16 protein-coding genes and 1 pseudogene are annotated in these 23508 nt (G+C 66.0%); 7 read left to right on the top strand and 10 right to left on the bottom strand.

The genetic code is table 11. The annotated features are described in order from the left end of the window. Positions 1-176 precede the first annotated feature (176 nt). From U4Y88_RS06420 to U4Y88_RS06440, 5 genes are all read left to right on the top strand, one after another. Positions 177-1379 carry an ammonium transporter gene (locus U4Y88_RS06420; protein WP_310630966.1) on the top strand — a complete coding sequence of 401 codons (1203 nt, stop codon included), beginning with the start codon at positions 177-179 and terminating at the stop codon, positions 1377-1379. A gap of 960 nt (positions 1380-2339) precedes the next feature. Continuing rightward, the gene (locus tag U4Y88_RS06425) at positions 2340-3209 is read left to right on the top strand and encodes an IclR family transcriptional regulator (RefSeq protein ID WP_310630965.1); all 870 of its coding nucleotides are present in this window, start codon (positions 2340-2342) and stop codon (positions 3207-3209) included. Positions 3210-3620: 411 nt separating this feature from the next. Continuing rightward, a complete protein-coding gene (locus tag U4Y88_RS06430) occupies positions 3621-5009 on the top strand; it encodes an MdtA/MuxA family multidrug efflux RND transporter periplasmic adaptor subunit (RefSeq protein ID WP_224012044.1) in 1389 nt (462 codons plus the stop codon). 5 nt (positions 5010-5014) lie between these two features. Continuing rightward, the gene (locus U4Y88_RS06435) at positions 5015-8146 is read left to right on the top strand and encodes an MdtB/MuxB family multidrug efflux RND transporter permease subunit (RefSeq protein WP_224012043.1); all 3132 of its coding nucleotides are present in this window, start codon (positions 5015-5017) and stop codon (positions 8144-8146) included. Positions 8147-8150: 4 nt separating this feature from the next. Then, positions 8151-11459, top strand: a complete 3309-nt coding sequence (locus tag U4Y88_RS06440) for an efflux RND transporter permease subunit (protein ID WP_321783023.1) — start codon at positions 8151-8153, stop codon at positions 11457-11459. A gap of 52 nt (positions 11460-11511) precedes the next feature. On the opposite strand, the gene U4Y88_RS06445 is transcribed toward U4Y88_RS06440, so the two are convergent. From U4Y88_RS06445 to U4Y88_RS06480, 8 genes and pseudogenes are all read right to left on the bottom strand, one after another. Further along, a complete protein-coding gene (locus tag U4Y88_RS06445; protein WP_321783025.1) occupies positions 11512-11907 on the bottom strand; it encodes a nucleotidyl transferase AbiEii/AbiGii toxin family protein in 396 nt (131 codons plus the stop codon). A 16-nt stretch (positions 11908-11923) separates the two neighbouring features. After that, positions 11924-12046: pseudogene (locus U4Y88_RS06450) on the bottom strand (hypothetical protein); the annotation flags it as partial. Between the two features lie 137 nt (positions 12047-12183). Next, positions 12184-12663: a helix-turn-helix domain-containing protein gene (locus U4Y88_RS06455; protein WP_321783027.1), complete on the bottom strand. Its 480-nt coding sequence runs from the start codon at positions 12661-12663 to the stop codon at positions 12184-12186. Between the two features lie 112 nt (positions 12664-12775). Continuing rightward, entirely contained in the window at positions 12776-13024 is a 249-nt protein-coding gene (locus U4Y88_RS06460) for a hypothetical protein (RefSeq protein ID WP_224012039.1), read from the bottom strand. Positions 13025-13051: 27 nt separating this feature from the next. Beyond that, the gene (gene bamE, locus U4Y88_RS06465; protein WP_310633787.1) at positions 13052-13594 is read right to left on the bottom strand and encodes an outer membrane protein assembly factor BamE domain-containing protein; all 543 of its coding nucleotides are present in this window, start codon (positions 13592-13594) and stop codon (positions 13052-13054) included. Between the two features lie 268 nt (positions 13595-13862). After that, entirely contained in the window at positions 13863-14330 is a 468-nt protein-coding gene (locus U4Y88_RS06470) for a hypothetical protein (protein ID WP_321783029.1), read from the bottom strand. Between the two features lie 205 nt (positions 14331-14535). Further along, complete coding sequence (locus U4Y88_RS06475; RefSeq protein WP_224012036.1) at positions 14536-15099, bottom strand: peroxiredoxin; 564 nt, start codon at positions 15097-15099, stop codon at positions 14536-14538. 211 nt (positions 15100-15310) lie between these two features. Further along, a complete protein-coding gene (locus tag U4Y88_RS06480; protein ID WP_224012035.1) occupies positions 15311-16579 on the bottom strand; it encodes an EAL and HDOD domain-containing protein in 1269 nt (422 codons plus the stop codon). A 501-nt stretch (positions 16580-17080) separates the two neighbouring features. On the opposite strand from U4Y88_RS06480, the gene U4Y88_RS06485 reads away from it, so the two are divergent. Together U4Y88_RS06485 and U4Y88_RS06490 are read left to right on the top strand one after the other, a co-directional pair. Beyond that, on the top strand, positions 17081-19048 hold the full coding sequence (locus U4Y88_RS06485) for a putative bifunctional diguanylate cyclase/phosphodiesterase (protein WP_405045138.1): 1968 nt from the start codon (positions 17081-17083) through the stop codon (positions 19046-19048). Between the two features lie 48 nt (positions 19049-19096). Beyond that, positions 19097-20554: an HDOD domain-containing protein gene (locus tag U4Y88_RS06490; protein ID WP_310633790.1), complete on the top strand. Its 1458-nt coding sequence runs from the start codon at positions 19097-19099 to the stop codon at positions 20552-20554. Positions 20555-20666: 112 nt separating this feature from the next. On the opposite strand, the gene U4Y88_RS06495 is transcribed toward U4Y88_RS06490, so the two are convergent. Then, positions 20667-21932, bottom strand: coding sequence for an EAL and HDOD domain-containing protein (locus tag U4Y88_RS06495; protein WP_321783396.1), 1266 nt, complete (start codon positions 21930-21932; stop codon positions 20667-20669). A 560-nt stretch (positions 21933-22492) separates the two neighbouring features. Further along, on the bottom strand, positions 22493-23287 hold the full coding sequence (locus U4Y88_RS06500) for an ABC transporter substrate-binding protein (protein ID WP_321783031.1): 795 nt from the start codon (positions 23285-23287) through the stop codon (positions 22493-22495). Positions 23288-23508: the final 221 nt, after the last annotated feature.

Genomic DNA, 23508 nt, shown 5'->3' on the forward strand with positions numbered 1-23508 from the left:
TCTGGCGCCCGTCTCGCGCACCTGAAACGCACCTGAGACAGCACGGAAATAGCCGATCCGGTGCAAACGCGCACCGCTTCAATGCCCGACGCGAACGCTCGCTCACCAGTTTGGCGCGAAGCTGGCCCACATCTTGCTCAATACGCGCCTCTTTTGGGCAAATGCAGGACGCAAGGATGGACACTCTCAAGACCGGTACCGATACGCTCTTTCTGCTGCTGGGCGCCGCCATGGTGCTCGCGATGCACGCGGGATTCGCGTTCCTCGAACTCGGCACTGTGCGCAAGAAGAATCAGGTCAACGCACTCGTGAAGATCCTCGTCGACTTCTCCGTGTCGACGATCGCGTATTTCTTCATCGGCTACACGATCGCCTACGGCGTGCAGTTCTTCTCGCCGGCCGCGTTGCTGGCCGAGCACAACGGCTATCAGCTCGTGCGCTTCTTCTTCCTGCTGACCTTCGCGGCGGCGATTCCGGCCATCGTGTCGGGCGGCATCGCGGAACGCTCGAAGTTCAATCCGCAGCTGTTCGCGACGTTCGTGATCGTCGGCTTCATCTATCCGTTCTTCGAAGGCATGGTGTGGAACAACCGCCTGCACTTCCAGGACGCGATCACGCACGTGTTCGGCGTGCCGTTCCACGACTTCGCGGGCTCGGTCGTCGTGCACGCGTTCGGCGGCTGGGTCGCGCTGCCCGCCGTGCTGCTGCTCGGCGCGCGCCACGGCCGCTACTCGCGCGACGGCCGCATCGCCGCGCATCCGCCCTCGAACATTCCGTTCCTCGCGCTGGGCGCGTGGGTGCTGGCCGTCGGCTGGTTCGGCTTCAACGTGATGAGCGCGCAGACCATCGACAAGATCAGCGGCCTCGTCGCCGTGAATTCGCTGATGGCGATGGTGGGCGGCACGCTCTCCGCGTGGCTCGCGGGCCGCAACGACCCGGGCTTCACCTATAACGGGCCGCTCGCGGGCCTCGTGGCCGTGTGCGCGGGCTCGGACATCATGCAGCCGCTCGGCGCGCTCGCGACGGGCGCGGTGGCGGGCGTGCTGTTCGTCTATATGTTCACCTGCGTGCAGAACCGCTGGCGCATCGACGACGTGCTCGGCGTGTGGCCGCTGCATGGCCTCTGCGGCGCGTGGGGCGGGATCGCTGCGGGGATTTTCGGCGCGCGCTGGGCGGGCGGCATCGGCGGCGTGTCGCTGGGTGCGCAGATCGTCGGCACGCTGGGCGGCATCGTGATCGCCTCGCTCGGCGGCTTTGTGGTGTACGGGGCGCTGCGCGCGGTCGTGGGCCTGCGCATCGACCAGGAAGACGAGTACAACGGCGCCGACCTGTCGATCCACCGCATCTCGGCGACGCCGGAGCGCGAGACGGTTTTCTGATCGCGCACGATCGCGCACGAGTGTGCGTGACCACGCTTGAGTGAGTTCGATAAAGGCCAGCGCGATGCTGGCCTTTTTTATTGCGGCCTGATCGTACGACCGCGCACCGCACTCGCCGCCCAGGAGAATGGGCTACAACAGGCGGTCAGCGAAGTGAAACGACGGCTCGCAATCAAACGTTGAGCACACATCGTTGAGGACGCACCCTTTACAGAATGCAAACGCCGCTGCGCCGAAATCAAACATGCGGGCAGCGTTCATATTTTTCCGGCAGACTTCAGGTTTGACGTGCGCTAGCGCACAGCAAAAAAAAAGCGTCACGTGTGAACGTGACGCTTTGAAAAGTTCTAGCCATTCCGAGGGCCGTGCTAGAACCTGAGAGCCGGTATTCGACAAGGACGACGTTTGTCTGACCTTCTTCCGCAATGCATTGCAGACCGCGGCGACACACACGCGGATTCGGCAATGGGGACGTTTTTCATGCCCGCCGAATGGGTAGGCGGCTCAGTGCGCGAAGTCCCGAATTTATGCTCAATGCATAAACCGAGGCACATAAAAACCCCGCAAGGCCGCGGGGTTCTTTGCGCAGGTGAAGTTCGCTACCTGGCCTGCATCCAACCCGCCTTCGATTGCCGCTCGCGCAATATATGCACAACGTTTGCACGCGTTGCTCGCATAACGTTTGCCCGCGCGAATATCTCGAAGTCCTGTCGAAATCAGGTTCCATTTTTTATCTAGACGCTGACTAAGTCAAGCAAAATCTAACCAAAATACGCGAACTATCAAACACCTCGCGCTGGCACTGAAATAGCACTGTCGCGCCCCGCTTTCCCTGATGTAGCCTGGCTTTTGTCCGATGGATCGGTACCTGTCGGGCACAAAAATCGGTCTCGATTTAAGCGTTAAAACTCGCATCTCGCGCAAACAAAATTGAAATAGCGTTTCGGAAATTCCACGCTCATGACCACCGCTCCCGATCACCGCGTCCGTACCGACACGTCCCGCGACAAAGACGGCAACGCCGAAGAAGTCACCGCGCTCGCCCGCGGCCTCGCCGTGCTGCGCGCCATCGCCGCCGCCGACGTGGCGCTCGGCAACCGCGAACTCACCGAACTCACGGGCATCCCGAAAGCGACGCTCTCGCGCCTGACCGGCACGCTCGTCTCCACGGGCTTCCTCGCCCGCCTGCCCGACAGCGAGCGCTTCGTGCTCACCTCGTCGGTGCTCGAACTCTCGAACGGCTTCTTGCGCAGCTCCGACCTGCGCGCCCGCGCGCGGCCCTTCCTCACCCGACTGGCCGAGCGCACCGCGCTGTCCGTGCATCTGGCCGTGCGCGACCGGCTCGACATGGTCGTGATCGACGCCATCCGGCCGCGCTCGGCCGTGCTCGTTTCGCGGCTCGAAGTGGGCGCGCGCATCGACATGAGCCGCACTGCCGTGGGCCGCGCCTATCTCGTTTCGCTCGAAGCCACCGAGTGCGCCGAGCTGACCTCCGCCCTGCAAGCCGCCGCGGGCAACGACTGGGGCTTCGTCAGCAGCCGGCTCGACGCGGCGCTGGCCGAAACCGCCGAGCAAGGCTACGGCATGGCGATCGGCGAATGGTACGAAGGCCTGAACGCGATCGCCGGCACCTTCTTCGGCCCGAGCGGCGAGCTCTACGCGATCAACTGCGGCGGCGCCGCGCAACAATGCCCGCGCGACTGGCTCGTCACGCACGCGGTGCCGATGCTGCGCGAGTGCATCGAACGCATCGCCACCGAAATCGGCGGCACCGCCTGCCTGCCGCCACCGCCTGCCGCGAAGGTCGCCGCGACCGCTCATCAGGCTTGACCGGGCCCACCCTGGCCCCCGTCCTGACGGACAAATGACACGCCCTGTAACGTTCGTAACGTCTCGAAAGATACGGTACTGGACTGTAACGAACACAGCGACGTAGCATCATGCTTTTTGCCGCCGTAAGGAGTCTGTACGGCGTCGAATGCGCCTTCGCGGATTCAGCGCGCATCGCGCACGCACCCGCGCGGCCCCGTGATGACAACCCGCGACGTCAGGCCGACCGCCCCTCCCGCCAGCCGTGCACCGCACGCCAGCCAGCGTGGCGGCGCCTGACATCAAGCTTGCGCGCGCCTCGCGTAGCATCGGCGGCCTGCGCCGCAGCCACCGACGCTACGCGGCACGCCGTACGCGCAGCCAATCCGCTCAACCGACAAGCAGTCACCGACCTCGTAACCGACCTGACCGATGGATCAACAAGAAAAGCGCCCCGATTCCCCTCGTCGCGACACGCCGTCCGCCAACGCCACGCCGCCGTCGGGCGAGGTCCGGCGCAAGAGCCGCGGCAAGCTCATCGCCGTCGTGATCGTGTTGATCGTCGCGCTCATCGCGCTGCTGCGCTGGCATCCGTGGAACCTGAGCCTGAAGGGCGAAGCGGGCGCGCCCGGCGCGGCGAGCGGCGCGCATTCGCGCCGCGGCGGCCCCGGCGCGTTCGCCAACATGCCGCAGCCCGTGAGCGTCGCCACCGCGAAGGCCGGCGACATGCCCATCGTCATCACGGCGCTCGGCACGGTCACGCCGCTCGCCGACGTCACGGTGCGCACGCAACTGTCCGGCACGCTGCAGAGCGTGAACTTCGAGGAAGGCCAGATGGTGAAAAAGGGCGATGTGCTCGCGCAGATCGACCCGCGCCCGTACCAGATCTCGCTCGCCAACGCCGAAGGCCAGTTCGCGCGCGACCAGGCGCTGCTCGCCACCGCGCGCCTCGACCTCAAGCGCTACCAGACGCTGCTCGCGCAGGACTCGATCGCGAGCCAGCAGGTCGACACGCAAGCCTCGCTCGTCAAGCAATACGAAGGCACGGTCAAGTCGGATCAGGCCAACATCGACACCTACAAGCTCGATCTCACCTACGCGCGCATCACCGCGCCGGTCTCGGGCCGCGTGGGCCTGCGCCAGGTCGATCCGGGCAACTACGTCACCTCGGGCGACACCAACGGCATCGTCGTACTCACGCAGTTGCAGCCGATCAGCGTGATCTTCACGACCTCGGAAGACAACCTGCCGTCGATCATGAAGCAGATGCGCGCGGGCACGAAGCTGTCGGTGACCGCCTACGACCGCAGCAACACCACGATGCTCGAAACCGGCTATCTGCAGACGCTCGACAACCAGATCGACACCACGACCGGCACCGTCAAGCTGCGCGCGAGCTTCAAGAACGACGACCAGTCGCTGTTCCCGAACCAGTTCGTCAACGCGCGCCTGCTGGTCGACACGATCCACAACGCCGTGATCGTGCCCACCTCGGCCGTGCTCAACGGCTCGCAGGGCCAGTACGTCTACGTCGTGAAGCCGGACAACACCGTGACCGTGCGCCTCGTGAAAGCCGGGCCGATCGACGCCGAACGCACCAGCATCGCCTCGGGTCTCGCCGTGGGCGAACGCGTCGTGATCGACGGTTCGGACCGCCTGCGCGAAGGCTCGAAGATCACGATCCCCGCCGAGCGGCCGAAGCACGCGTCGGGTGCGTCCGGCGCATCCGCGGCCTCGGGCGCATCGGGCGCTTCCTGGGCCGGCGCCGCCTCGGGCGCTCACCGCCATCGCCGTCACGCCTCTGAAGCTTCGAGCCAGTAAGCCGCATGAATCCTTCCCGCGCTTTTATCCTGCGCCCGGTCGGCACGGCGCTGCTCATGGCGGCGATCATGCTGGTCGGTCTCGTCGCGCTGCGGTTTCTGCCGCTCTCGGCGCTGCCCGAAGTCGACTATCCGACCATCCAGGTGCAGACCTTCTATCCGGGCGCGAGCCCGGACGTGATGACGTCCTCGGTCACCGCGCCGCTCGAACGCCAGTTCGGGCAGATGCCGTCGCTGAACCAGATGTCGTCGCAAAGCTCGGCGGGCGCGTCGGTCATCACGCTGCAGTTCAGCCTCGACCTGCCGCTCGACGTCGCCGAACAGGAAGTACAGGCCGCCATCAACGCGGCCGGCAACCTGCTGCCCTCGGACCTGCCCGCGCCGCCGATCTACGCCAAGGTCAATCCCGCCGACGCGCCGATCCTCACGCTCGCCATCACCTCGAAGACGCTGCCGCTCACGCAGATCCAGGATCTCGCCGACACGCGTCTCGCGCAGAAGATCTCGCAGGTCGCGGGCGTGGGTCTCGTGAGTCTCTCGGGCGGTCAGCGCCCCGCCGTGCGGATTCAGGCGAATCCGCGCGCGCTCGCCGCCTACGGCCTGAATCTCGACGACCTGCGCACCAGCATCTCGAACCTCAACGTCAACACGCCGAAGGGCAATTTCGACGGCCCGACGCGCGCCTACACGATCAACGCGAACGACCAGCTCACCGACGCCGACGCCTATAAAGACGCCGTGATCGCCTACCGCGACGGCCGCCCCGTGATGCTCACCGACGTCGCGAACATCGTGCAGGGCGCGGAGAACACCAAGCTCGGCGCGTGGGTGGACAACACGCCCGCGATCATCGTGAACGTGCAGCGCCAGCCGGGCGCGAACGTGATCGCCGTGGTGGACAGCATCAAGGCGTTGCTGCCGCAATTGCAGGAGTCGCTGCCGCAGGCGCTCGACGTGCAGATCGTCACCGACCGCACGACCACGATCCGCGCCTCGGTGCGCGACGTGCAGTTCGAACTGCTGATGTCGGTCGTGCTGGTCGTGCTCGTGATGTACCTGTTCCTCGCGAACGTCTACGCCACCATCATCCCGAGCCTTTCGGTGCCGCTCTCGCTGATCGGCACGCTGGCCGTGATGTATCTGTGCGGCTTCTCGCTCGACAATCTCTCGCTGATGGCGCTGACCATCGCGACCGGCTTCGTCGTCGACGACGCCATCGTGATGATCGAAAATATCGCGCGCTACGTGGAAGACGGCGACCCGCCGCTCGAAGCCGCGCTCAAGGGCTCGAAGCAGATCGGCTTCACCATCATCTCGCTCACGGTCTCGCTGATCGCGGTGCTGATCCCGCTGCTGTTCATGGGCGACGTGGTCGGCCGCCTGTTCCATGAATTCGCGATCACGCTGGCCGTGACCATCGTGATTTCGGCGATCGTCTCGCTCACGCTGGTGCCGATGATGTGCGCGAAGATGCTGCGCCACACGCCGCCCGCCGAAAGCCGCCGCTTCGAGGCGCGCGTGCATGCGTTCTTCGACTACATCATCGGCCGCTACGGCGTCGCGCTCGAATGGGTGCTCGCGCGCCAGCGGCTCACGCTGCTCGTGTTCGCCGCCACGTTCGTGCTCACGGGCGTGCTCTACGTCTACGTGCCGAAGGGCTTCTTCCCCGTGCAGGACACGGGCGTGATCCAGGCGATCACGCAGGCGCCGCAATCGGTGTCGTATGCGTCGATGGCCGAGCGTCAGCAGGCGCTCGCCACCGAGATTCTCAAGAACGAGAACGTGGAGAGCCTCACGTCGTTCATCGGCGTGGACGGCCAGAACATCACGCTCAACAGCGGCCGCATGCTCATTAACCTGAAGGCGCGCGACGACCGCAGCGAGACCGCCAGCCAGATCATCCGCGATCTGCAACAGGCGACCTCGCATATGCCGGGCGCGACGCTCTACATGCAGCCCGTGCAGGATCTGACGATCGACTCGACCGTGAGCCCGACGCAGTATCAGTTCATGCTCACGACGCCGAACATCCAGGACTTCACAACCTGGGTGCCCAAGCTCGTGCAGCGCCTCCAGCAGGTGCCCGAACTCGCCGACGTCGCCACCGACCTGCAGGATCAGGGCAACTCGGTGTTCATCGAGATCGACCGCGCGAGCGCGGCGCGCTACGGCATCACGCCCGCGACCGTGGACAACGCGCTCTACGACGCTTACGGCCAGCGCATCATCTCGACCATCTTCACACAGTCGAACCAGTACCGCGTGATTCTGGAAGCCGACCCGGTGATGCAGCACTACACCGACTCGCTGAACTCGATCTACCTGCCCTCCTCGACTTCGACCACGGGCCAGGTGCCGCTCTCGGCCATCGCGAAGTTCCACGAGCGGCCCGCGCCGCTGCTGGTCTCGCACCTCTCGCAGTTCCCGGCCACCACGGTGTCGTTCAACCTCGCGCCGGGCGCGTCGCTGGGCGCGGCGGTCAAGGCGATCCAGCAGGCGGAACAGGAAGTCGGCCTGCCCGGCTCGTTCCAGACGCGCTTCCAGGGCGCGGCGCTCGCGTTCCAGGCGTCGCTCTCGAACGAACTGTTCCTGATCCTCGCGGCCATCGTGACGATGTACATCGTGCTCGGCGTGCTCTACGAGAGTTTCGTGCATCCGATCACGATTCTCTCGACGCTGCCTTCGGCCGGTATCGGCGCGCTGCTCGCGCTGATGATCAGCGGGCACGATCTGGACATCATCGGCATCATCGGCATCGTGCTGCTGATCGGCATCGTGAAGAAGAACGCGATCATGATGATCGACTTCGCGCTCGACGCCGAACGCAACGAAGGCAAGCCGCCGCGTGAAGCGATCTATCAGGCCTGCCTGCTGCGCTTCCGCCCGATCATGATGACGACGATGGCGGCGCTGCTTGGCGCGCTGCCGCTGATGCTCGGCATGGGCGCGGGTTCGGAATTGCGGCGCCCGCTCGGCATCGCCATCGCGGGCGGCCTGATCGTGAGCCAGGCGCTGACGCTGTTCACGACGCCCGTGATCTATCTCGCGTTCGATTCGATCGCGGCGCGGCTGCGCAAGCGCTTCGGCGGCGACTCGCATCCCACGCCGCCCGCGCCCACGTCCGGCCCGGAGCACTGACGCGATGAATCTCTCGCGCCCGTTCATCTCGCGCCCCGTGGCGACCACGCTGCTCGCGCTCGGCATCGCGCTCGCCGGCCTCTTCGCGTTCACGAAGCTGCCGGTGGCGCCGCTGCCGCAAGTCGATTTCCCCACCATCTCGGTGCAGGCCACCTTGCCGGGCGCGAGCCCGGAAACCGTGGCGACCAGCGTGGCGAGTCCGCTCGAACGCCACCTGGGCTCGATCGCCGACGTCAGCGAAATGACCTCGCAGAGTTCGGTGGGCAGCACGCGCATCACGCTGCAATTCGGCCTGAACCGCGACATCGACGGCGCCGCGCGCGACGTGCAGGCGGCCATCAACGCCGCGCGCGCCGACCTGCCGACGAGCCTGCGCTCGAACCCCACGTATCACAAGGTCAATCCCGCCGACGCGCCGATCCTGATCCTCGCGCTCACCTCGCCCACGCTCAGCGCGGGCCAGCTCTACGACTCGGCGGCCACGGTGCTGCAGCAGTCGCTCTCGCAGGTCGACGGCATCGGCGAGGTGGACGTGAGCGGCTCGGCCAATCCCGCCGTGCGCATCGAACTGGAACCGCACGCGCTGTTCCACTACGGCATCGGCCTCGAAGACGTGCGCGCGGCGCTCGCCTCCGCGAACGCGAACAGCCCGAAGGGCGACATCGAGTTCGGCCCGCAGCGCTACCAGCTCTACACCAACGACCAGGCGAGCAAGGCGAGCCAGTACAAGGACCTCGTGATCGCCTACCGCAACAACGCGGGCGTGAAGCTCTCGGATGTGGGCGAAGTGGTCGATTCGGTGGAAGACCTGCGCAATCTCGGCCTCGCCAACGGCAAGCATTCGGTGCTGGTGATCCTGTACCGCCAGCCGGGCGCGAACATCATCGAGACCGTCGACCGCGTGGTCGCGATGCTGCCGCAACTGAAGGCCTCGCTGCCCGCCGACGTCGACGTGATTCCCACCTCGGACCGCTCGGTCACCATCCGCGCCTCGCTCAAGGACACCGAGCACACGCTGATCATCGCCGTCGCGCTCGTGGTGATGGTCGTGTTCCTGTTCCTGCGCAACTGGCGCGCGACGCTGATCCCGAGCGTGGCCGTGCCGATCTCGATCATCGGCACCTTCGCGGCCATGTACCTGATGGGCTTCTCGCTCGACAACCTCTCGCTGATGGCGCTGACCATCGCGACGGGCTTCGTCGTCGACGACGCCATCGTGGTACTCGAAAACATCTCGCGCCATATCGAAAGCGGCGTGCCGCGCATGAAGGCCGCGCTGCTCGGCGCGCGCGAAGTGGGCTTCACGGTGCTCTCGATCAGCGTCTCGCTGGTGGCCGTGTTCCTGCCGATCCTGCTGATGGGCGGCATCGTCGGACGCCTGTTCCGCGAGTTCGCGCTCACGCTCTCGCTCGCCATCGCGGTGTCGCTCGCAGTCTCGCTCACGCTCACGCCGATGATGTGCTCGCGATTGCTCCAGGAAGCGCACGAGAAGAAGCCGGAAGGCCGCTTTTCGCGCTGGCTCGAACGCGGCTTCGTGCGCATGCAGAACGGCTATGAGCGCACGCTCGGCTGGGCGCTCGCGCACCCGCTGCTGATCCTGATGGTGCTGCTCGCGACCATCGCGCTCAACGTGGTGCTCTACGTGATCGTGCCGAAGGGCTTCTTCCCGCAGCAGGACACCGGGCGTCTGATCGGCGGCATCCAGGCCGACCAGTCGACCTCGTTCCAGGCGATGAAGGTGAAGTTCGCCGAAATGCAGCGCATCGTGCAGGCGAACCCGGCCGTGGATTCCGTGGCGGGCTTCACGGGCGGACGCGCGACCAACGCGGGCTTCATGTTCGTCTCGCTCAAGCCGAAAAGCGAGCGCAAGCTCTCCGCCGACGAAGTGATCGCGCAACTGCGCGGGCCGCTCTCGAACGTGGCGGGCGCGCGCACCTTCCTGCAATCGGTGCAGGACATCCGCGTGGGCGGGCGGCAGTCGAACGCACAGTATCAGTTCACGCTGCTCGCCGACAACACCGCCGACCTCTACAAGTGGGGGCCGAAGCTCACCGAAGCGCTACAGGCGCGCCCCGAACTCGCGGACGTGAATTCGGACCAGCAGCAAGGCGGCCTCGAAGCGATGGTCACGATCGACCGCCAGAGCGCGGCGCGGCTGAACATCACGCCTTCGCAGATCGACAACACGCTCTACGACGCGTTCGGCCAGCGCCAGGTCTCGACCATCTACAACCCGCTCAACCAGTATCACGTGGTGATGGAAGTCGCGCCGCAATACTGGCAGAGCCCGGAGATGCTCAAGCAGATCTGGGTCAGCACCTCGGGCGGCACCGCGAGCGGCGCGCAGAGCACCAATGCGACGGCGGGCACGGTCACGTCCACGGCCACGTCGAGCGCGTCGTCGGGCGGCACGGGCGGCACCTCGTCGACGAGCGCCGCGACCATCGCCGCCGACTCCGCGCGCAATCTCGCGATCAACTCGATCGCCGCGAGCGGCAAGTCGAGCGCGTCGTCGGGCGCGGCCGTGTCGACGGCGAAGGAAACCATGATCCCGCTGTCGGCCATCGCCTCGTTCGGACCGGGCACGACGCCGCTCTCGGTGAATCACCAGAGCCAGTTCGTGGCCTCGACGATCTCGTTCAACCTGCCGCCGGGCAAATCGCTCTCCGACGCGACCCAGGCCATCTACGACACGATGGCCGAGATCGGCATGCCGCAGACCATCCACGGCAGCTTCCAGGGCACGGCGCAGGCGTTCCAGCAGTCGCTGAGCAACCAGCCGGTCCTGATTCTCGCGGCGCTGCTGGCCGTGTATATCGTGCTGGGCATTCTGTACGAGAGCTACATCCATCCGCTGACGATTCTCTCGACGCTGCCCTCGGCGGGCGTGGGCGCGCTGCTCGCGCTGCTGCTGTTCAAGACCGAGTTCAGCATCATCGCGCTGATCGGCGTGATTCTGCTGATCGGCATCGTCAAGAAGAACGCGATCATGATGGTGGACTTCGCGATCCAGGCGTCGCGCGAGGGACTGAGTTCGCGCGACGCGATCTATCAGGCCTGTCTGCTGCGCTTCCGCCCGATCATGATGACGACCTGCGCGGCGCTGCTCGGCGCGCTGCCGCTGGCGTTCGGACGCGGCGAAGGCGCGGAGCTGCGCGCGCCGCTGGGGATTTCGATCGTCGGAGGCTTGATTGTGAGTCAGATGCTCACGCTCTATACGACGCCGGTGGTGTATCTGTATATGGACCGGCTGCGCGTGTGGTGGGATGCGAAGCGCGGGAAGATGGAGCCGCCTGCGCGGGTGGTGGAGTGAAAAAGGCGGCTGGGCATGAGACCCAGCCGTTTTTTAATGCGAAGCCCGTTCTTCAAGCGTCGCCTGGAATCGCCTGGAGAAACGCCTTCGCGGCGCCAACGCAATAATCGAACGACGGCGTATAACCGAGCGTCTGAATATCGGCGAATCGCGCGGCAAGAAACGGTCGATGCTCGTCGAGCAGCCGCAGAAACGTCGCGCGATGCCGGATCAGGAACGTGCCCGCCGCCATCAACGCATCGGGTTCGCGCTCGATCACGAGACTCAGGTCGAACAAATCGCGCGCGGCGGGACGGTCGCCTCGATACCACATCTTCTTCGCGACGATCTCGGCGGCGGTCTCGACCTTGACCGCCTCGCCCATCAGTTCCCACTCGTCGAAGCCCGGCGAAGTCAGATTGCGCGACACGACGAAATCGATCTCGCCGTCCCGCAGGATCAGCTTCACGAACTGCGCGTGTTCTTCGTAGTCGCCGCGTGATTTCCGCGGCGGCGTCGCTGATACGCGGATTGACGTAGCCGAGATACTGCGGATTGGGCACGAAGATATCGATGTCCTTGCTCAGGCGATGGCCGTATCGCAGCATGAGCACGGTCCCGCCGCCGAAGGTCCAGAACGGATTCGACGTGCCATGCGTCCTGATCTCAGCGACGAGTTTGAGCGCATGCCGAAACAGGCTTCGCCATGCGCCATCGGGCAACGAGTCCAACGACGGCGATACGTTCACACCCACACTCCGCGATAGAGATGCAGATCCTTCGACCAGGTGGCGAGGGTTTTCCAGATTTGCCGCGTCGGCGTACCCGAGCTTCTGGCCGCCTCCTCGACCGCCTTGACGACGACCGGCACCGGCACTTCATCGAGGATCGTGGAAATCTGCGACTCGAAACCCTCGGGAATCTTGCCGCTCGCCAGCGCCTTCGCGAGCGTGCGCTCCGTGAGATGCCCCTTGTAGCTGACGTTCGCGCTGACCGTGGCCTTGTGGAGCCCGCGCTGTTCGCTGCGGGGCAAGGCGGCCAGTTCGAGTCCGAGCACGCTCAGTAGCGGAATCAGCTTGTTGACGCCGAGATCGTTGACCTTCCCGGCCTCGAATTGATTGACGGTGACACGCGACAAACCGGCGAGTTTCGCCAGTTGTGCCTGGGTCAGATCGAGTTCCGCGCGCCGCTGAGCGACGGCCTGACCGATTTCGTAGAGTTGCATGGCGCTCTCCGCACCGCCACCGAGGCGGCTACGCGATGTAAAGTATATTTTACATCAAGCCGCACCAGGCGCACGCCGGCTTCAGCGCCTCGACAGGCCTCGACAAGCCGCGTCACCGCCCCGCCCGCCTCAACCCCACCGGCAGACACGCCACCATCAAATGCAGCAAGACCGGCACGACGATCCCGTCGTCGATCACGCCGACGAGCGGCAGCGCGATATTGAACGGCGCGAGCGCATAGAGCGTCAGCAAGGCCGCCGACGGCACCAGCCAGCCGGGCCGGTTCGGTTGCCGCAGCGCGAACCACAGCACGCGCGCATCGCCCTTCACGATCTTCAACAGCCAGGCCAAACGCTTCATTTCCACCTCCTCGTCCGTCAGCACGCATCAGTGCTGCTCATGCCCCGGCGCATCCGAGCGCGACGTGCGGAGCACCAGTCCATCCGGCGAAAAATGCGCATTGAACATGCCGTCGCCGGCCACGCCGCCTTCGGCCCAATGCCAGCTCCACACTTCCTCGTGGCTCAGCGCGTACTTCGACACCGTCGCCGGTTTGCCGAGCAGCTTGCGCACGTCGTCCTGCGTCATGCCCGGCACCACCTGGGCGATATTCTGCGCCGTCAGCGCCTGGGTCATCGCGACGAGCTTGCCGTCCGCGTCGAAGTCCAGCATCCACGTGTTCAGGCCGTTCGGACCGCGCGGATATTCGAGGCGCTCGGTGCCGTCGTCGTTTTGCCAGACGATCTCGGGTTTGCCCGCCGACGCGCGCACGTCCTCGACCGTCGACACGCCGATTTGCAGCTTGCCGAACGCCATGGAGTCGGGCTTCACCGCGTTGACGGCGTCGGCGACCTTCTGCTGGTCGCAGGCTGCAAGCAGCGTGCCGCAAGCGGCGGCGAGCGCGAGGGAAATGGACAGGGTTCGGAGCATGGCGATCGTCGGCGAGTAAAAACGTGGGGGCGCGCTGCGGGGTTTCAAGCGAATTTCAAGCGGGGCTCGATCGGGTCTCAAGCCGATATCAAGCCGCTCGCGGGCAGCGCGGCTGGCGTGCGAGTATGCCACTGTCGTGCGGCACATCCGCGCCGTTTGCGGACCGTCGCGCCGGTCTCGATGCAGGCGATTGCGCATCTCTTGTCCGCGCGCAAAGTCATTCGCGCGCGCCACGCAAAGCGGCCCACGCGGCTCGTCGAACCCGGCCTCAGAGCCGCTGCGCGATCGCCAGCGTAAAGATGCGCGCCCAGCGTTTTGCCTCGCGCTCGCTCGTCATCGGCAACTGCCAGAGCGGGCGTTTCGCATCGGTCACGCGCAGCGCGACGTGCCAGCCGTTCGCGTCGTGTTGCGCCTGCGCGTCCTGCAGGTCCGCGAAGATATACGCGCCGTGCGCGCCGTCGCACGTGACTTCGCACAGCCGCTTGTGCGCCGCGAGCCGCGCCTCGCCCCATGCACCCGCGACGCGATGGGTCCAGTCGCCGTCGCCGCGCAGATTCGGCGCGACGTCCTGACGTCGACGCCACCAGCGCGCGGCCAATGCGACGATCGCCGCCGCCACCACCACCGCCACGCTCACGGCCACGCCGAGCCCGAATCGCGCGCAGAGCGCATGAAACGACCACACCGCGCCATAGACGAGCGCGGCGAACGCGAAGAGTAAAACGAGAATCGGCATGCGGGGAACGCCCAAAGCGGGCACAAGCGAAGGGAGAGGAGGAACGGCGAAGGCGGCGTCGCGCGGCATCACACGGCGGCACGCGCACAACGGCACACGCACGGCGACATGCACACGACGCACGCGCAAAACAGCACGCAAAACAACGCATGAATCAACGCATCAAACCACGCGCGCGGCCTTCACGCCGCGCGCGCCGCGAGCCTTATTGCTGCGGATGCTGCGCGGCCCATTCCTTCACGGCGCGCAACGTGTTTTCCACGTGCTGGTCGGGCGAGAGACTCGTGTACTCGTAGATGACTTTGCCGTCCGGCGCGATCACGTAGGAGACGCGGTTGGCCATCGAATCGTGCAGCGGCATCGATGCGTCGTAGGCCTTGATGATCTTCGAATCCTCGTCGGCGGCGACGGGGAATTTGCTGCGGCACTCGCTCACCGAGAACTTCGTGAGCGTGCCGATGTTGTCATGCGATACGCCGATCACGGTTGCGCCGTACTTCTTGTACTCGTCCACGGCTTCGGCGAATTCGTGCGCCTCGATCGTGCAGCCCTTCGTGAACGCGGCCGGATAGAAGTACACCACGACCGGGCCCTTCTTGAGCTCGGAGGCGAGCGAATACGTGTAGGTCTTGCCGCCCAGCGAAGCCTGGGTCGTGAAGTCGGGCGCGGCGTCGCCCGGCTTGAGCGTGGCCTGCGCGGTCAGGGCGAACAGCGACAGGCCGGCGCAGACGAGCGCCGCGGCGCCGGCCGCGAAATACCTCGGTTTCATATCGGATGTCCTCGGGTGTACTCGAATGGGCACGAATGGCGCGCCGGAATCGCGGCCCGCGACGGACCGCCGGGTTCGGCGCCGCCCCTATTGGACCACAGTCCGTGCGCGCGCGCAGAGCGTGCAGGCAGGCGCGCGGACACGCGCAACCGGCATGCCCTTACACGCGACTTTCAACGCCAGTTTCAGCACCCGACTTCAACCGCCCGGATCAACCGTCCGCATACGCCGAGAACCACGCGCCCGCCCACAGATTGAGCTCGCCGAGCAGCGGCGGCGTGAGCGCGGCGAAGCGCCCGCCCGCTTCGGCGATGAGCGTCTGCGCCTGGGTTTCGTCGCCGCGTTCGCACGCATGCGCGACGCGCAGCAGCATGCCGAGTTCGCCATGCTGCCCGTCGACGGCCGAGGTAATCTCGCGCGCGAGGCCGAGCCCTTCGAGCGTATCGGTGGCCGTGGAGCCGACCAGCACATGCACGAGCGAGAAGATGCCGGTCATGAACGCGGCATCGGCGAAATCGGGGTCGTTCGGCGCGAGACTGCGCGCGGCCAGTTCCATGAAATGCGAGCGCGTGCCCGCGAGCTGCACGAGCGGATCGGACGCCCAAGGCAGATCGCGTCCGCTCGCATAAAGCAGCAGCTGCGCCCAGCGCGCGATCTGGCGCGTGCCGGCGGCCAGCACCGCCTCGCGCAGCGACGAGATCGGCCGGCCCGGCGCATACGCGCTCGAATTCACGAGACGCAGCAGCTGCACGACCACGCCCGGATGGCTGCGCAATTCGTGTTCGAGCGCGGCCACGCCCACATCGCTCGCCACCAGCGCGAGCAGACGCACGAGCGCGAGACGCGAGGCCCGCATGCGCGGCGCGCGCAACATCTGCGGACGCGCGAAGAAGTAGCCCTGGAACAGCTCGAAGCCGAGGTCGCGCGCGTACTCGAAGTCCTCGCGCGTCTCGACCTTTTCGGCGATCAGCGTCTTGCCTTCGGCGGCGATGGCGGCGGCGAGCGCGGGCAGTTCGGCGCGGTCGGTCTGCAGCAGATCGACCTTGACGATGTCCGCGTACGGCAGCGCGCGGCGCAGGTTGTCGGTGAGCGCGCTCACATCGTCGAAGGCGATGCGATAGCCCACGCGGCGCAGCTGCGCGAGACGTTCGAGCACGGCGAGATCGAAGCCCACGTGTTCGAGCACTTCGAGCACGAAGCGGCCCGGCGGCAGCAGATGCACGATGTCGTCGAACAGCAGCTCGCGGCTCATGTTGACGTAGCCGTGATGGCGGCCGAGCACGGCGGGCACGCCGAGCTGCCCCATCGTGCGCGTCATGACCTGCGCGGTCGCGTGGCGGTCGTCGAAGACTTCGGCACGATTTTGCACGCCGCCACGAAACAGCAGTTCGTAGGCATTGAGCGCGCCGTTGCGGTCGAGGATCGGCTGACGGCCGAGATAGACGAACGGATGGGCGCCGGCGCCCTGCGCGTGATGCATGGGCTCCTGGCCGCTCTCGCTGGCCGCGTGTTCCGGCCTGGCGGACGATGACGATGAATCTGACATGGCGGATGACTGGAGCGGATAATCCCGGACAGCAGGTCCCGACGGTGGTGGTAATAACCGGTAAGAAGTTTGCCCCTGCGGACAAGCGCTCAACGGACCTTCGCCCCTGACGCCTGGCCGCTCACACAAGCCTCCGGACGCAGCGAACGCATGCATCGCGCATCGGCGCGAGCAGGCTGCCGGCGCCACTTTAACCGAAACTGCGGGCGCTGACACCGCTCGGTGCAGCGAGTTCGCACCGAGGTCGAAATTTCCGTTTTGTTTCCGTTTTGACACTAAAGATTTCGCGCGCGAGGTCGATATCACGGTCTGATGGGCGTGTTCAGCCGGATGCCGACGCGCCCGCCGACCGGACCACCGCAGCGACACGCTCAAGCGTGCCGCGCGGCGAGCCCGGCGCAATAACGATCAGACCAAGGGTTGCCAGCGATACACATGGAAGCGAACAGGATCACCGCGCCCCGCCCGGGCTGGCTGCGCTCGGTCATCGGCCGGCTGCGCACGCGCGCCGGGCTGCATGGCGATGCCGGCGTCCCGCTCGCCTCCACGGGCGGCGCGCCGCTGCTGCCGGACGCCCATGACGCGACGCGCGACATGCCGCTCGGGGCGCGCATGCTCGAAGCGCCGTCCGATGCCGTCTCGCGCTCGTTCGAGCACACCGCGGCGGCCGTGGACTTCCTCGTGCATGTGGACCGCAACCTGCGCTTCCTCTACGTGTCCGACGCGAGCCTGCGCTTCGCCGGCTATCACCGCGAGTTCCTGCTCGGCGCGACGCTGCACGACCTCGTCGCGCCCGAACATCAGTCGCGGCTCGACGCGCTGTTCGCCCGCGCGCTCGAAAGCGGCGCCATCGAGAAGGACACCGTCGATCTCGTCAAGGCGCTCACCTATCCGCTCGCCGTCGAACTGCGCGTGCAGCGTTCGGCCTATGCGGGCATGGACGGCTTCGCGGTCGCGGGCTTCGATGTGTCGGCCTGGCAAGGCGACGCCGCGCGCCTCACGCACGCGCTCCATCACGATCCGCTGACCGGCATGCCGAACCAGGCGGCGCTCGGCCCCGCGCTCGAACGCGCGCAGTCCGAAGCCGACCGCCACGGCCTGCCGATCGCCCTGCTGCTGCTCGATCTCGACGACTATCAGCGCGTGAACCGCGCACTCGGTTACGACGCCGGCGACGAACTGCTGCGCGAAACCGCACGCCGCCTCTCGCATCTCGCGCTGCAAGGCGAGCTGATCACGCGCATCGGCAGCGACGAGTTCGCGATCCTGATCAGCCCGCAACTCAACGCGAGCCCCGGCGATCTGCGCGTGACGGCCGAAGCGCTCGCGCGCCGCCTGCTCACGTCGATCCTGCAGCCTTACACGTTCCGCGACCAGCCCGTGCATCTGTCGGCGAGCATCGGCATTGCGTTCTATCCCGACCAGCGCGCACAAGGCGGCCTGCCCGGCATTCTGCGCGAAGATCCGCACGAGACCGCGCACGATCTCGGTGACATCCAGGCGGACAGCACGCCGCTGCTGCGCCGCGCCGACCAGGCGCTGCAACAGGCCAAGTCGGCCGGCGGCAACACGATGATGCTGCACGTGCCGGACGACGATCCGACCGACGCCATGCTGCTCAAGCTGGAGTCCGACCTCTACGACGGCGTGCGCAACGGCGAGTTTTCGCTGCACTATCAACCGATCACAAGCAGCGCCACACGGGGCGTCGTGGGGGTCGAGGCACTGATCCGGTGGCAACATCCATTGCATGGGCTCGTGCCGCCCTCAACATTTATTCCCCTTGCGGAATCCGTCGGCCTGATTAATTATCTCGGCAACTGGGTTTTGAAAGCGGCCTGCATGCAGTTGACGCAATGGGACGAGCAAGGCATCTCCTTGCAGTACATCGCCGTCAACGTCTCGCCGCAGCAGTTCCGTAATCCGCGATTCAAGGACAGCGTTCAGGAGGCGATCCAGCTCACCGGGCTCGATCCGCGCCGGCTGGTGTTCGAGATCACCGAAAGCCTGCTGATGCAGGACCCGCAGCACGCAGTGAAGCTGCTCGAGGAACTCACGGGCCTCGGCATCCGCTTCGCCGTGGACGACTTCGGCACAGGCTATTCGAGTCTCGCGTATCTGCAACGGTTTCCGCTTTCGAAACTGAAGATCGACCGCAGCTTCGTGGAGAACCTGCTCACCTCGCGCAACGATCAGGCGATCGTCAACGCCGTGGTGGGCCTCGCGCGCACGCTCGAACTCGAACTCGTCGCCGAGGGCGTCGAGACCGAGGCGCAGCGCGAATTGCTCACGAAGATGGGCTGCGACCACATCCAGGGATGGCTCGTCTGCAAGGCGCTGCCGTCCGAGGAACTCTCGCAGCGGTTCGAGTCGCGCAGTCTGCACCTTCACGGAGTGCACTGATGGCGGCACCGACACACGCTGGGCTTTTGCGAAATTGACATGGTTCAGATGGTAAAGGCAGTCCTGCTCGACCGGCTCTGGGCTCGCATGAACGAGCGCGGCGACTTCCCCATGCTGTCGCAATCGCTGCGCACCACGGTCGCGGCCATGACCAATGACGACTACGACTTCAGCGCGCTGGTCAAGGTCGTGCTGTCCGACTTCGCGCTCACGCAAAAAGTGTTGCGCCTCGCCAACTCGGCCATGTACATGGCCTTCGGCGGCAACATCACGACCGTCACGCGCGCGCTGATGGTGCTCGGCATGGACGCGGTCGGCCATCTCGTGGTCGGCCTGAAGATCGTCGACCACTTCCATCACAGCGCGCCGCGCCGCATCGACGCCAAACTCGAACTGAACCGCACCATGCTGTCGGGCTTCGTCGCGCGCAAGCTCACCGAGCGCGGCGACCTGCGCGCGGGCGAAGAAGCCGTGGTCTGCACGCTGATGCGCCAGGTCGGCAAGCTGCTGGTGGTGTTCTATCTCGAACCCGAGTGGGACCAGATCCGCCGCGAATGCGACGCGGGCACGAGCGAGGACGAAGCCTGCATCGACGTGCTCGGCGTGACCTTCGCCGAAATCGGCCAGGACGCGGCCGCGCGCTGGCGCCTGCCCGAAGCGATCCGCGAAGGCATGGGCGAGTACGACCCGGCCGGCACCGAGCCGCGCCAGGTGCAGTGGCTGCGCGCCATCACGAACTATTCGACGGAAGTCGCGCGCGTGCTGACCACGCCCGGCCTGACCGATGAAATGCGTGAGGAGCACATCGCCGAACTCGCGCAGTATTACGGCCGCGCGCTCAACACCGACCCCGACACGCTCGTACAGATGAGCCTCGCGCTCGCCAACGAGGAAGCCGACGACGGCGTGATGCGCGAGATCGTCGAGCTGCGTGCGAACGCCGACGCGATCGCACGCGAAGCGCTCGACCCCGAGGCGCGCATCGCGGCGGGCGTCGAAGATCTGCGTGCCCTGCCGCCCGGCAGCGCGCTCTCCGCGGCACTTACGCTCGCCACCGAAACGGTGCTCGCGGGCCTCGGCTTCGCGCGCACGGTCGTGTTCGTGCGGCGCGGCGCGAACATGTTCGAGGCGCAGCGCGGCTTCGGCCCGGACGTCGAAGACGGCCTGGACAAGCTCACGTTCAGCGCCACGTTCCAGCCCGACGTGTTTCATCTGGCGATCGCCAACTCGGTGGGCATCTTCATCGAGAACGCGCAGGACCCGAAGATGCTCACGCGTCTGCCGGGCTGGTATCGCGCCCGCTTCGACGACACGCGCGCCTTCGTGCTGCTGCCGGTCGCCACGCAGGGCGAGCCGCCCGTCGCCCTGCTCTACGGCGACTGGATGACGAGCCAGGAACCGCGCCGCATCTCGCAGAAGGAAATGAGCGCGCTCAACGAACTCGCGCACGAACTCGCGCGCTTCTTTTCCGGCGATGCGGTGAAGACGCTGGCGAAGTCGAGCTGATCGCGCTTTTCAGGGCTCTCTACCTGCCGTCTTTGCGACGTCAAGCCGGAAAAACAAACGGGGCGCCACGCGCCCCGTTTGCATTGGCGATCCCGCTTTCGCGGCCTCGCTTTTAGCCCTCGGCCTGCACCAGCCCCTGAGCCTCGGCATCGCGTTCGGCCATGCCGGCCCATTCGGCCGCCTGCAAGGCCAGCGCCGACACCGCGCCCGCGTCGAGCGGCGCGAGATGCGCGCACGCGGCGTCCACGGCGATCCAGTTGCCGCGCTCCAGCGCCTCGCTCGCGTCGAGCAGCTGACCGAGCACGCCCTCGCGGCGCAGGATGGCCGCGCGGATCGGCTTGGCGAGCCGCAGCACTTCGAGCGCGCCTTCGATCGGCCCGCCGAACACGGCATCGACGAACGAAAACACGCCCACGAGGAACGCGGAGTCTTCTTCCGTCGGCCCCGCTTCGGGCAGCACCGCCGCCGCCATTTCCATGAAGCGCGCGCGCGTGGCCGCGAGTTGCAGCATCGGATCGTCTTCGAGGGAAATCTTGCGGCCGTCCGCGTAAAGCAGAAGTTGCGTCCAGCGCGCGATGCGGTTGGTGCCGGTCGCGTTGATCGCCTCGCGCAGCGTCGTGACCTTGCGGCCGAGTGCGAAGCTGCTCGAATTCGCGAGCCGCATCAGATGCATCACGAGGACGGGATTGAGCTTGAGCTCCGCTTCGAGCTGCATCACCGTGGGTTCGGAAGCCAGCAGTTGCAGCAGATTCAGCAGCGCCTGGCGCGAAGCGCTCGCGCGGCGCGCGCCGCCGTGCGGCTGCGTGAAGTAGTAGCCCTGGAAGCGGTCGAAGCCGAGCGCATGCACGCGCTCGTAGTCTTCCTTGCTTTCCACGCCCATCGCGACGAGCAGCTTGCCCGCGGCCTTGAGCACGCTGGCGAACTTCGGCAGCATCGTGGCCGCGATGTCGCCGATGTCGATCTTGATCGCGTCGACATAAGGCAGCAGCTTCGCGAGCGTCTCGTCGGCCTTCGTGACGTTGTCGAGCGCGAAACGATAACGTTTGCCATGCAGCTTGACGATGCGGGCAATCACCTCGGGATCGCTGCCCAGGTCGAACGGCAATTCGAAGGTCACGCGGTCGGCGGGCAGGCGCAGCAGCGCGTCGTCGAACAGCATCTCGCGCGTCACGTCGAGCCACGCGGGATGGCCCGTGAGCGCGGCGCGCAACGCGGGTTTGGCAAACGCCTTCACGAGCGCGGCGGCCTGCGAAGGCGGCGCGAGCGTGGCTGCGGCTAATGTTGTGGTGGCGTTCGCGTCGCCGGCGCCGACTGGGGCGTCGGCCGGATCGCCCTCTTGCGCGACGATGCGCGGCAAGGTCTCGTACGCGCACAACATGCCGTCGCGGTCGAGCAGCGGCAAGCGTGCGAAATACACCTCGAAAGGTCCGGCCGCCGCGCCCTGTGCGGCCTGGTTATCGGTTGCCTGTGCGCCGGACGCGCCGCTCGAAAGCGTGCTGTCGCCGGCACCTGGCGCGTGCTGGTCTGCGGTATTGAAGCTCATGGGTCCCCCGCGCGACGCCACGTTTTTCGTGACGCCCGTATGGTCTCTCTTCGTTCGACTTCTTCTTGCTCGCCTGCGGTCCGCGATGCGGCGCCGCGGCGCGTTCCCATTTCTACCCTTGCTGCTCTTTACTGCCTTTGACTGCGCTTTAATTCTTACTCTTTCTTACCCACAAGGATTTTATCCTGGCAGACAGGTCCGGCGTATGAAGCGGACGCTCAATTCTCGAAAATATTCGCCATGTTACGCGTTCGGCGGCACACGCGCGAGCCCGCGCGCAGGGGGCGCGGGCGGTGATTATTCTGGATTCCGAACTATCGACGCGTAAAAAATACCGGCCGGTGTCAACCGGCCGGTCGGGCACTCCGCGATCAGGCGAGATGCGCTGACTTCATTTACTTCAGCACGACCTTCACGTCGAAGTACCTGGCGGCGATCTTGTCGATCGTGCCGTCGGCCTTCAGTTCTTTCAGCGCGCCGTTGAGGGCGGCCTTGAGCGCCGCGTCGTTCTTGCGCACGCCGTAGCCCACGCCCTCGCCGAGCAGCTTGGCGTCGACAACCTGCGGACCCGCGAACGCGAAGCTCGCGCCTTGCGGCTTGTTCAGGAAGCCCTTCGATGCGGCTTCGGCGTCCTGGAACGCGGCGTCCAGACGGCCCGAGACGAGATCGGCGTAGATCTGGTCCTGCGTCTGGTAAGGCACGACGTCGACGCCCGCGGGCGCCCACTTGGCCTTCGCATACGACTCCTGGATCGTGCCTTGCAGCACGCCCACGTGCTTGCCCTTCAGCGATGCCGGCGTCGGCAGCAGCGGGCTGCCCTTCTTCGCGATCATCTGGTTCGGGATCGCATAGATCGGATCGGTGAAGTCGATCGCCTGACGACGCTGGTCGGTGATCGTCATGTCCGAGTTGATGGCGTTGAACTTGCGCGCCTCGAGCGCGGGAATCAGGCCGTCGAACGAGTTTTCGACCCACACGCACTTCGCCTTGAGCTTCGCGCAGACGGCATTGCCGACGTCGATGTCGAAGCCCTGCAGTTCGCCGCTCGGCGACTTCGATTCGAACGGCGCATACGACGCCTCGACGCCGAAGCGGATTTCCTTGATATCGGCAGCGTGGGCCGCGCCGGCGGCCACGGTGACGGCCGCGCAGACTGCGAGGCGGGCCAGCTTGTTCCAGTTCATGTTCATCAGTGTCTCTTTCCAGTCGGATTACAGCGCGCTCCGGTGGTCTCCGTCGCGCTTGGGGCAGGATCGCTGCGCCAAAAAAGCGGCTCAAACGGCCCCATCGTTTCTGATGCGCCGCAGCAACCGCGAGGGCGCGATTGTACCTCGCCCGTGCACGCGGTCTGAAAACGTCATCACGCGCCCGGCGGGCCGCCCGGTGCGGCGCGAACTTGCAATTGGATGTC

This window comes from Paraburkholderia sp. J94 (assembly GCF_905220285.1).
Classification (GTDB): domain Bacteria; phylum Pseudomonadota; class Gammaproteobacteria; order Burkholderiales; family Burkholderiaceae; genus Paraburkholderia; species Paraburkholderia tropica_A.

Bases quoted from the DNA above. Each gene is read 5' to 3' on its own strand.
- U4Y88_RS06420 (WP_310630966.1), top strand. From the start codon at position 177: ATGGACACTCTCAAGACCGGTACCGATACGCTCTTTCTGCTGCTGGGC.
- U4Y88_RS06425 (WP_310630965.1), top strand. From the start codon at position 2,340: ATGACCACCGCTCCCGATCACCGCGTCCGTACCGACACGTCCCGCGAC.
- U4Y88_RS06430 (WP_224012044.1), top strand. From the start codon at position 3,621: ATGGATCAACAAGAAAAGCGCCCCGATTCCCCTCGTCGCGACACGCCG.
- U4Y88_RS06435 (WP_224012043.1), top strand. From the start codon at position 5,015: ATGAATCCTTCCCGCGCTTTTATCCTGCGCCCGGTCGGCACGGCGCTG.
- U4Y88_RS06440 (WP_321783023.1), top strand. From the start codon at position 8,151: ATGAATCTCTCGCGCCCGTTCATCTCGCGCCCCGTGGCGACCACGCTG.
- U4Y88_RS06455 (WP_321783027.1), bottom strand. From the start codon at position 12,663: ATGCAACTCTACGAAATCGGTCAGGCCGTCGCTCAGCGGCGCGCGGAA.
- U4Y88_RS06460 (WP_224012039.1), bottom strand. From the start codon at position 13,024: ATGAAGCGTTTGGCCTGGCTGTTGAAGATCGTGAAGGGCGATGCGCGC.
- bamE (WP_310633787.1), bottom strand. From the start codon at position 13,594: ATGCTCCGAACCCTGTCCATTTCCCTCGCGCTCGCCGCCGCTTGCGGC.
- U4Y88_RS06470 (WP_321783029.1), bottom strand. From the start codon at position 14,330: ATGCCGATTCTCGTTTTACTCTTCGCGTTCGCCGCGCTCGTCTATGGC.
- U4Y88_RS06475 (WP_224012036.1), bottom strand. From the start codon at position 15,099: ATGAAACCGAGGTATTTCGCGGCCGGCGCCGCGGCGCTCGTCTGCGCC.
- U4Y88_RS06480 (WP_224012035.1), bottom strand. From the start codon at position 16,579: ATGCATCACGCGCAGGGCGCCGGCGCCCATCCGTTCGTCTATCTCGGC.
- U4Y88_RS06485 (WP_405045138.1), top strand. From the start codon at position 17,081: ATGGAAGCGAACAGGATCACCGCGCCCCGCCCGGGCTGGCTGCGCTCG.
- U4Y88_RS06490 (WP_310633790.1), top strand. From the start codon at position 19,097: ATGGTAAAGGCAGTCCTGCTCGACCGGCTCTGGGCTCGCATGAACGAG.
- U4Y88_RS06495 (WP_321783396.1), bottom strand. From the start codon at position 21,932: ATGTTGTGCGCGTACGAGACCTTGCCGCGCATCGTCGCGCAAGAGGGC.
- U4Y88_RS06500 (WP_321783031.1), bottom strand. From the start codon at position 23,287: ATGAACATGAACTGGAACAAGCTGGCCCGCCTCGCAGTCTGCGCGGCC.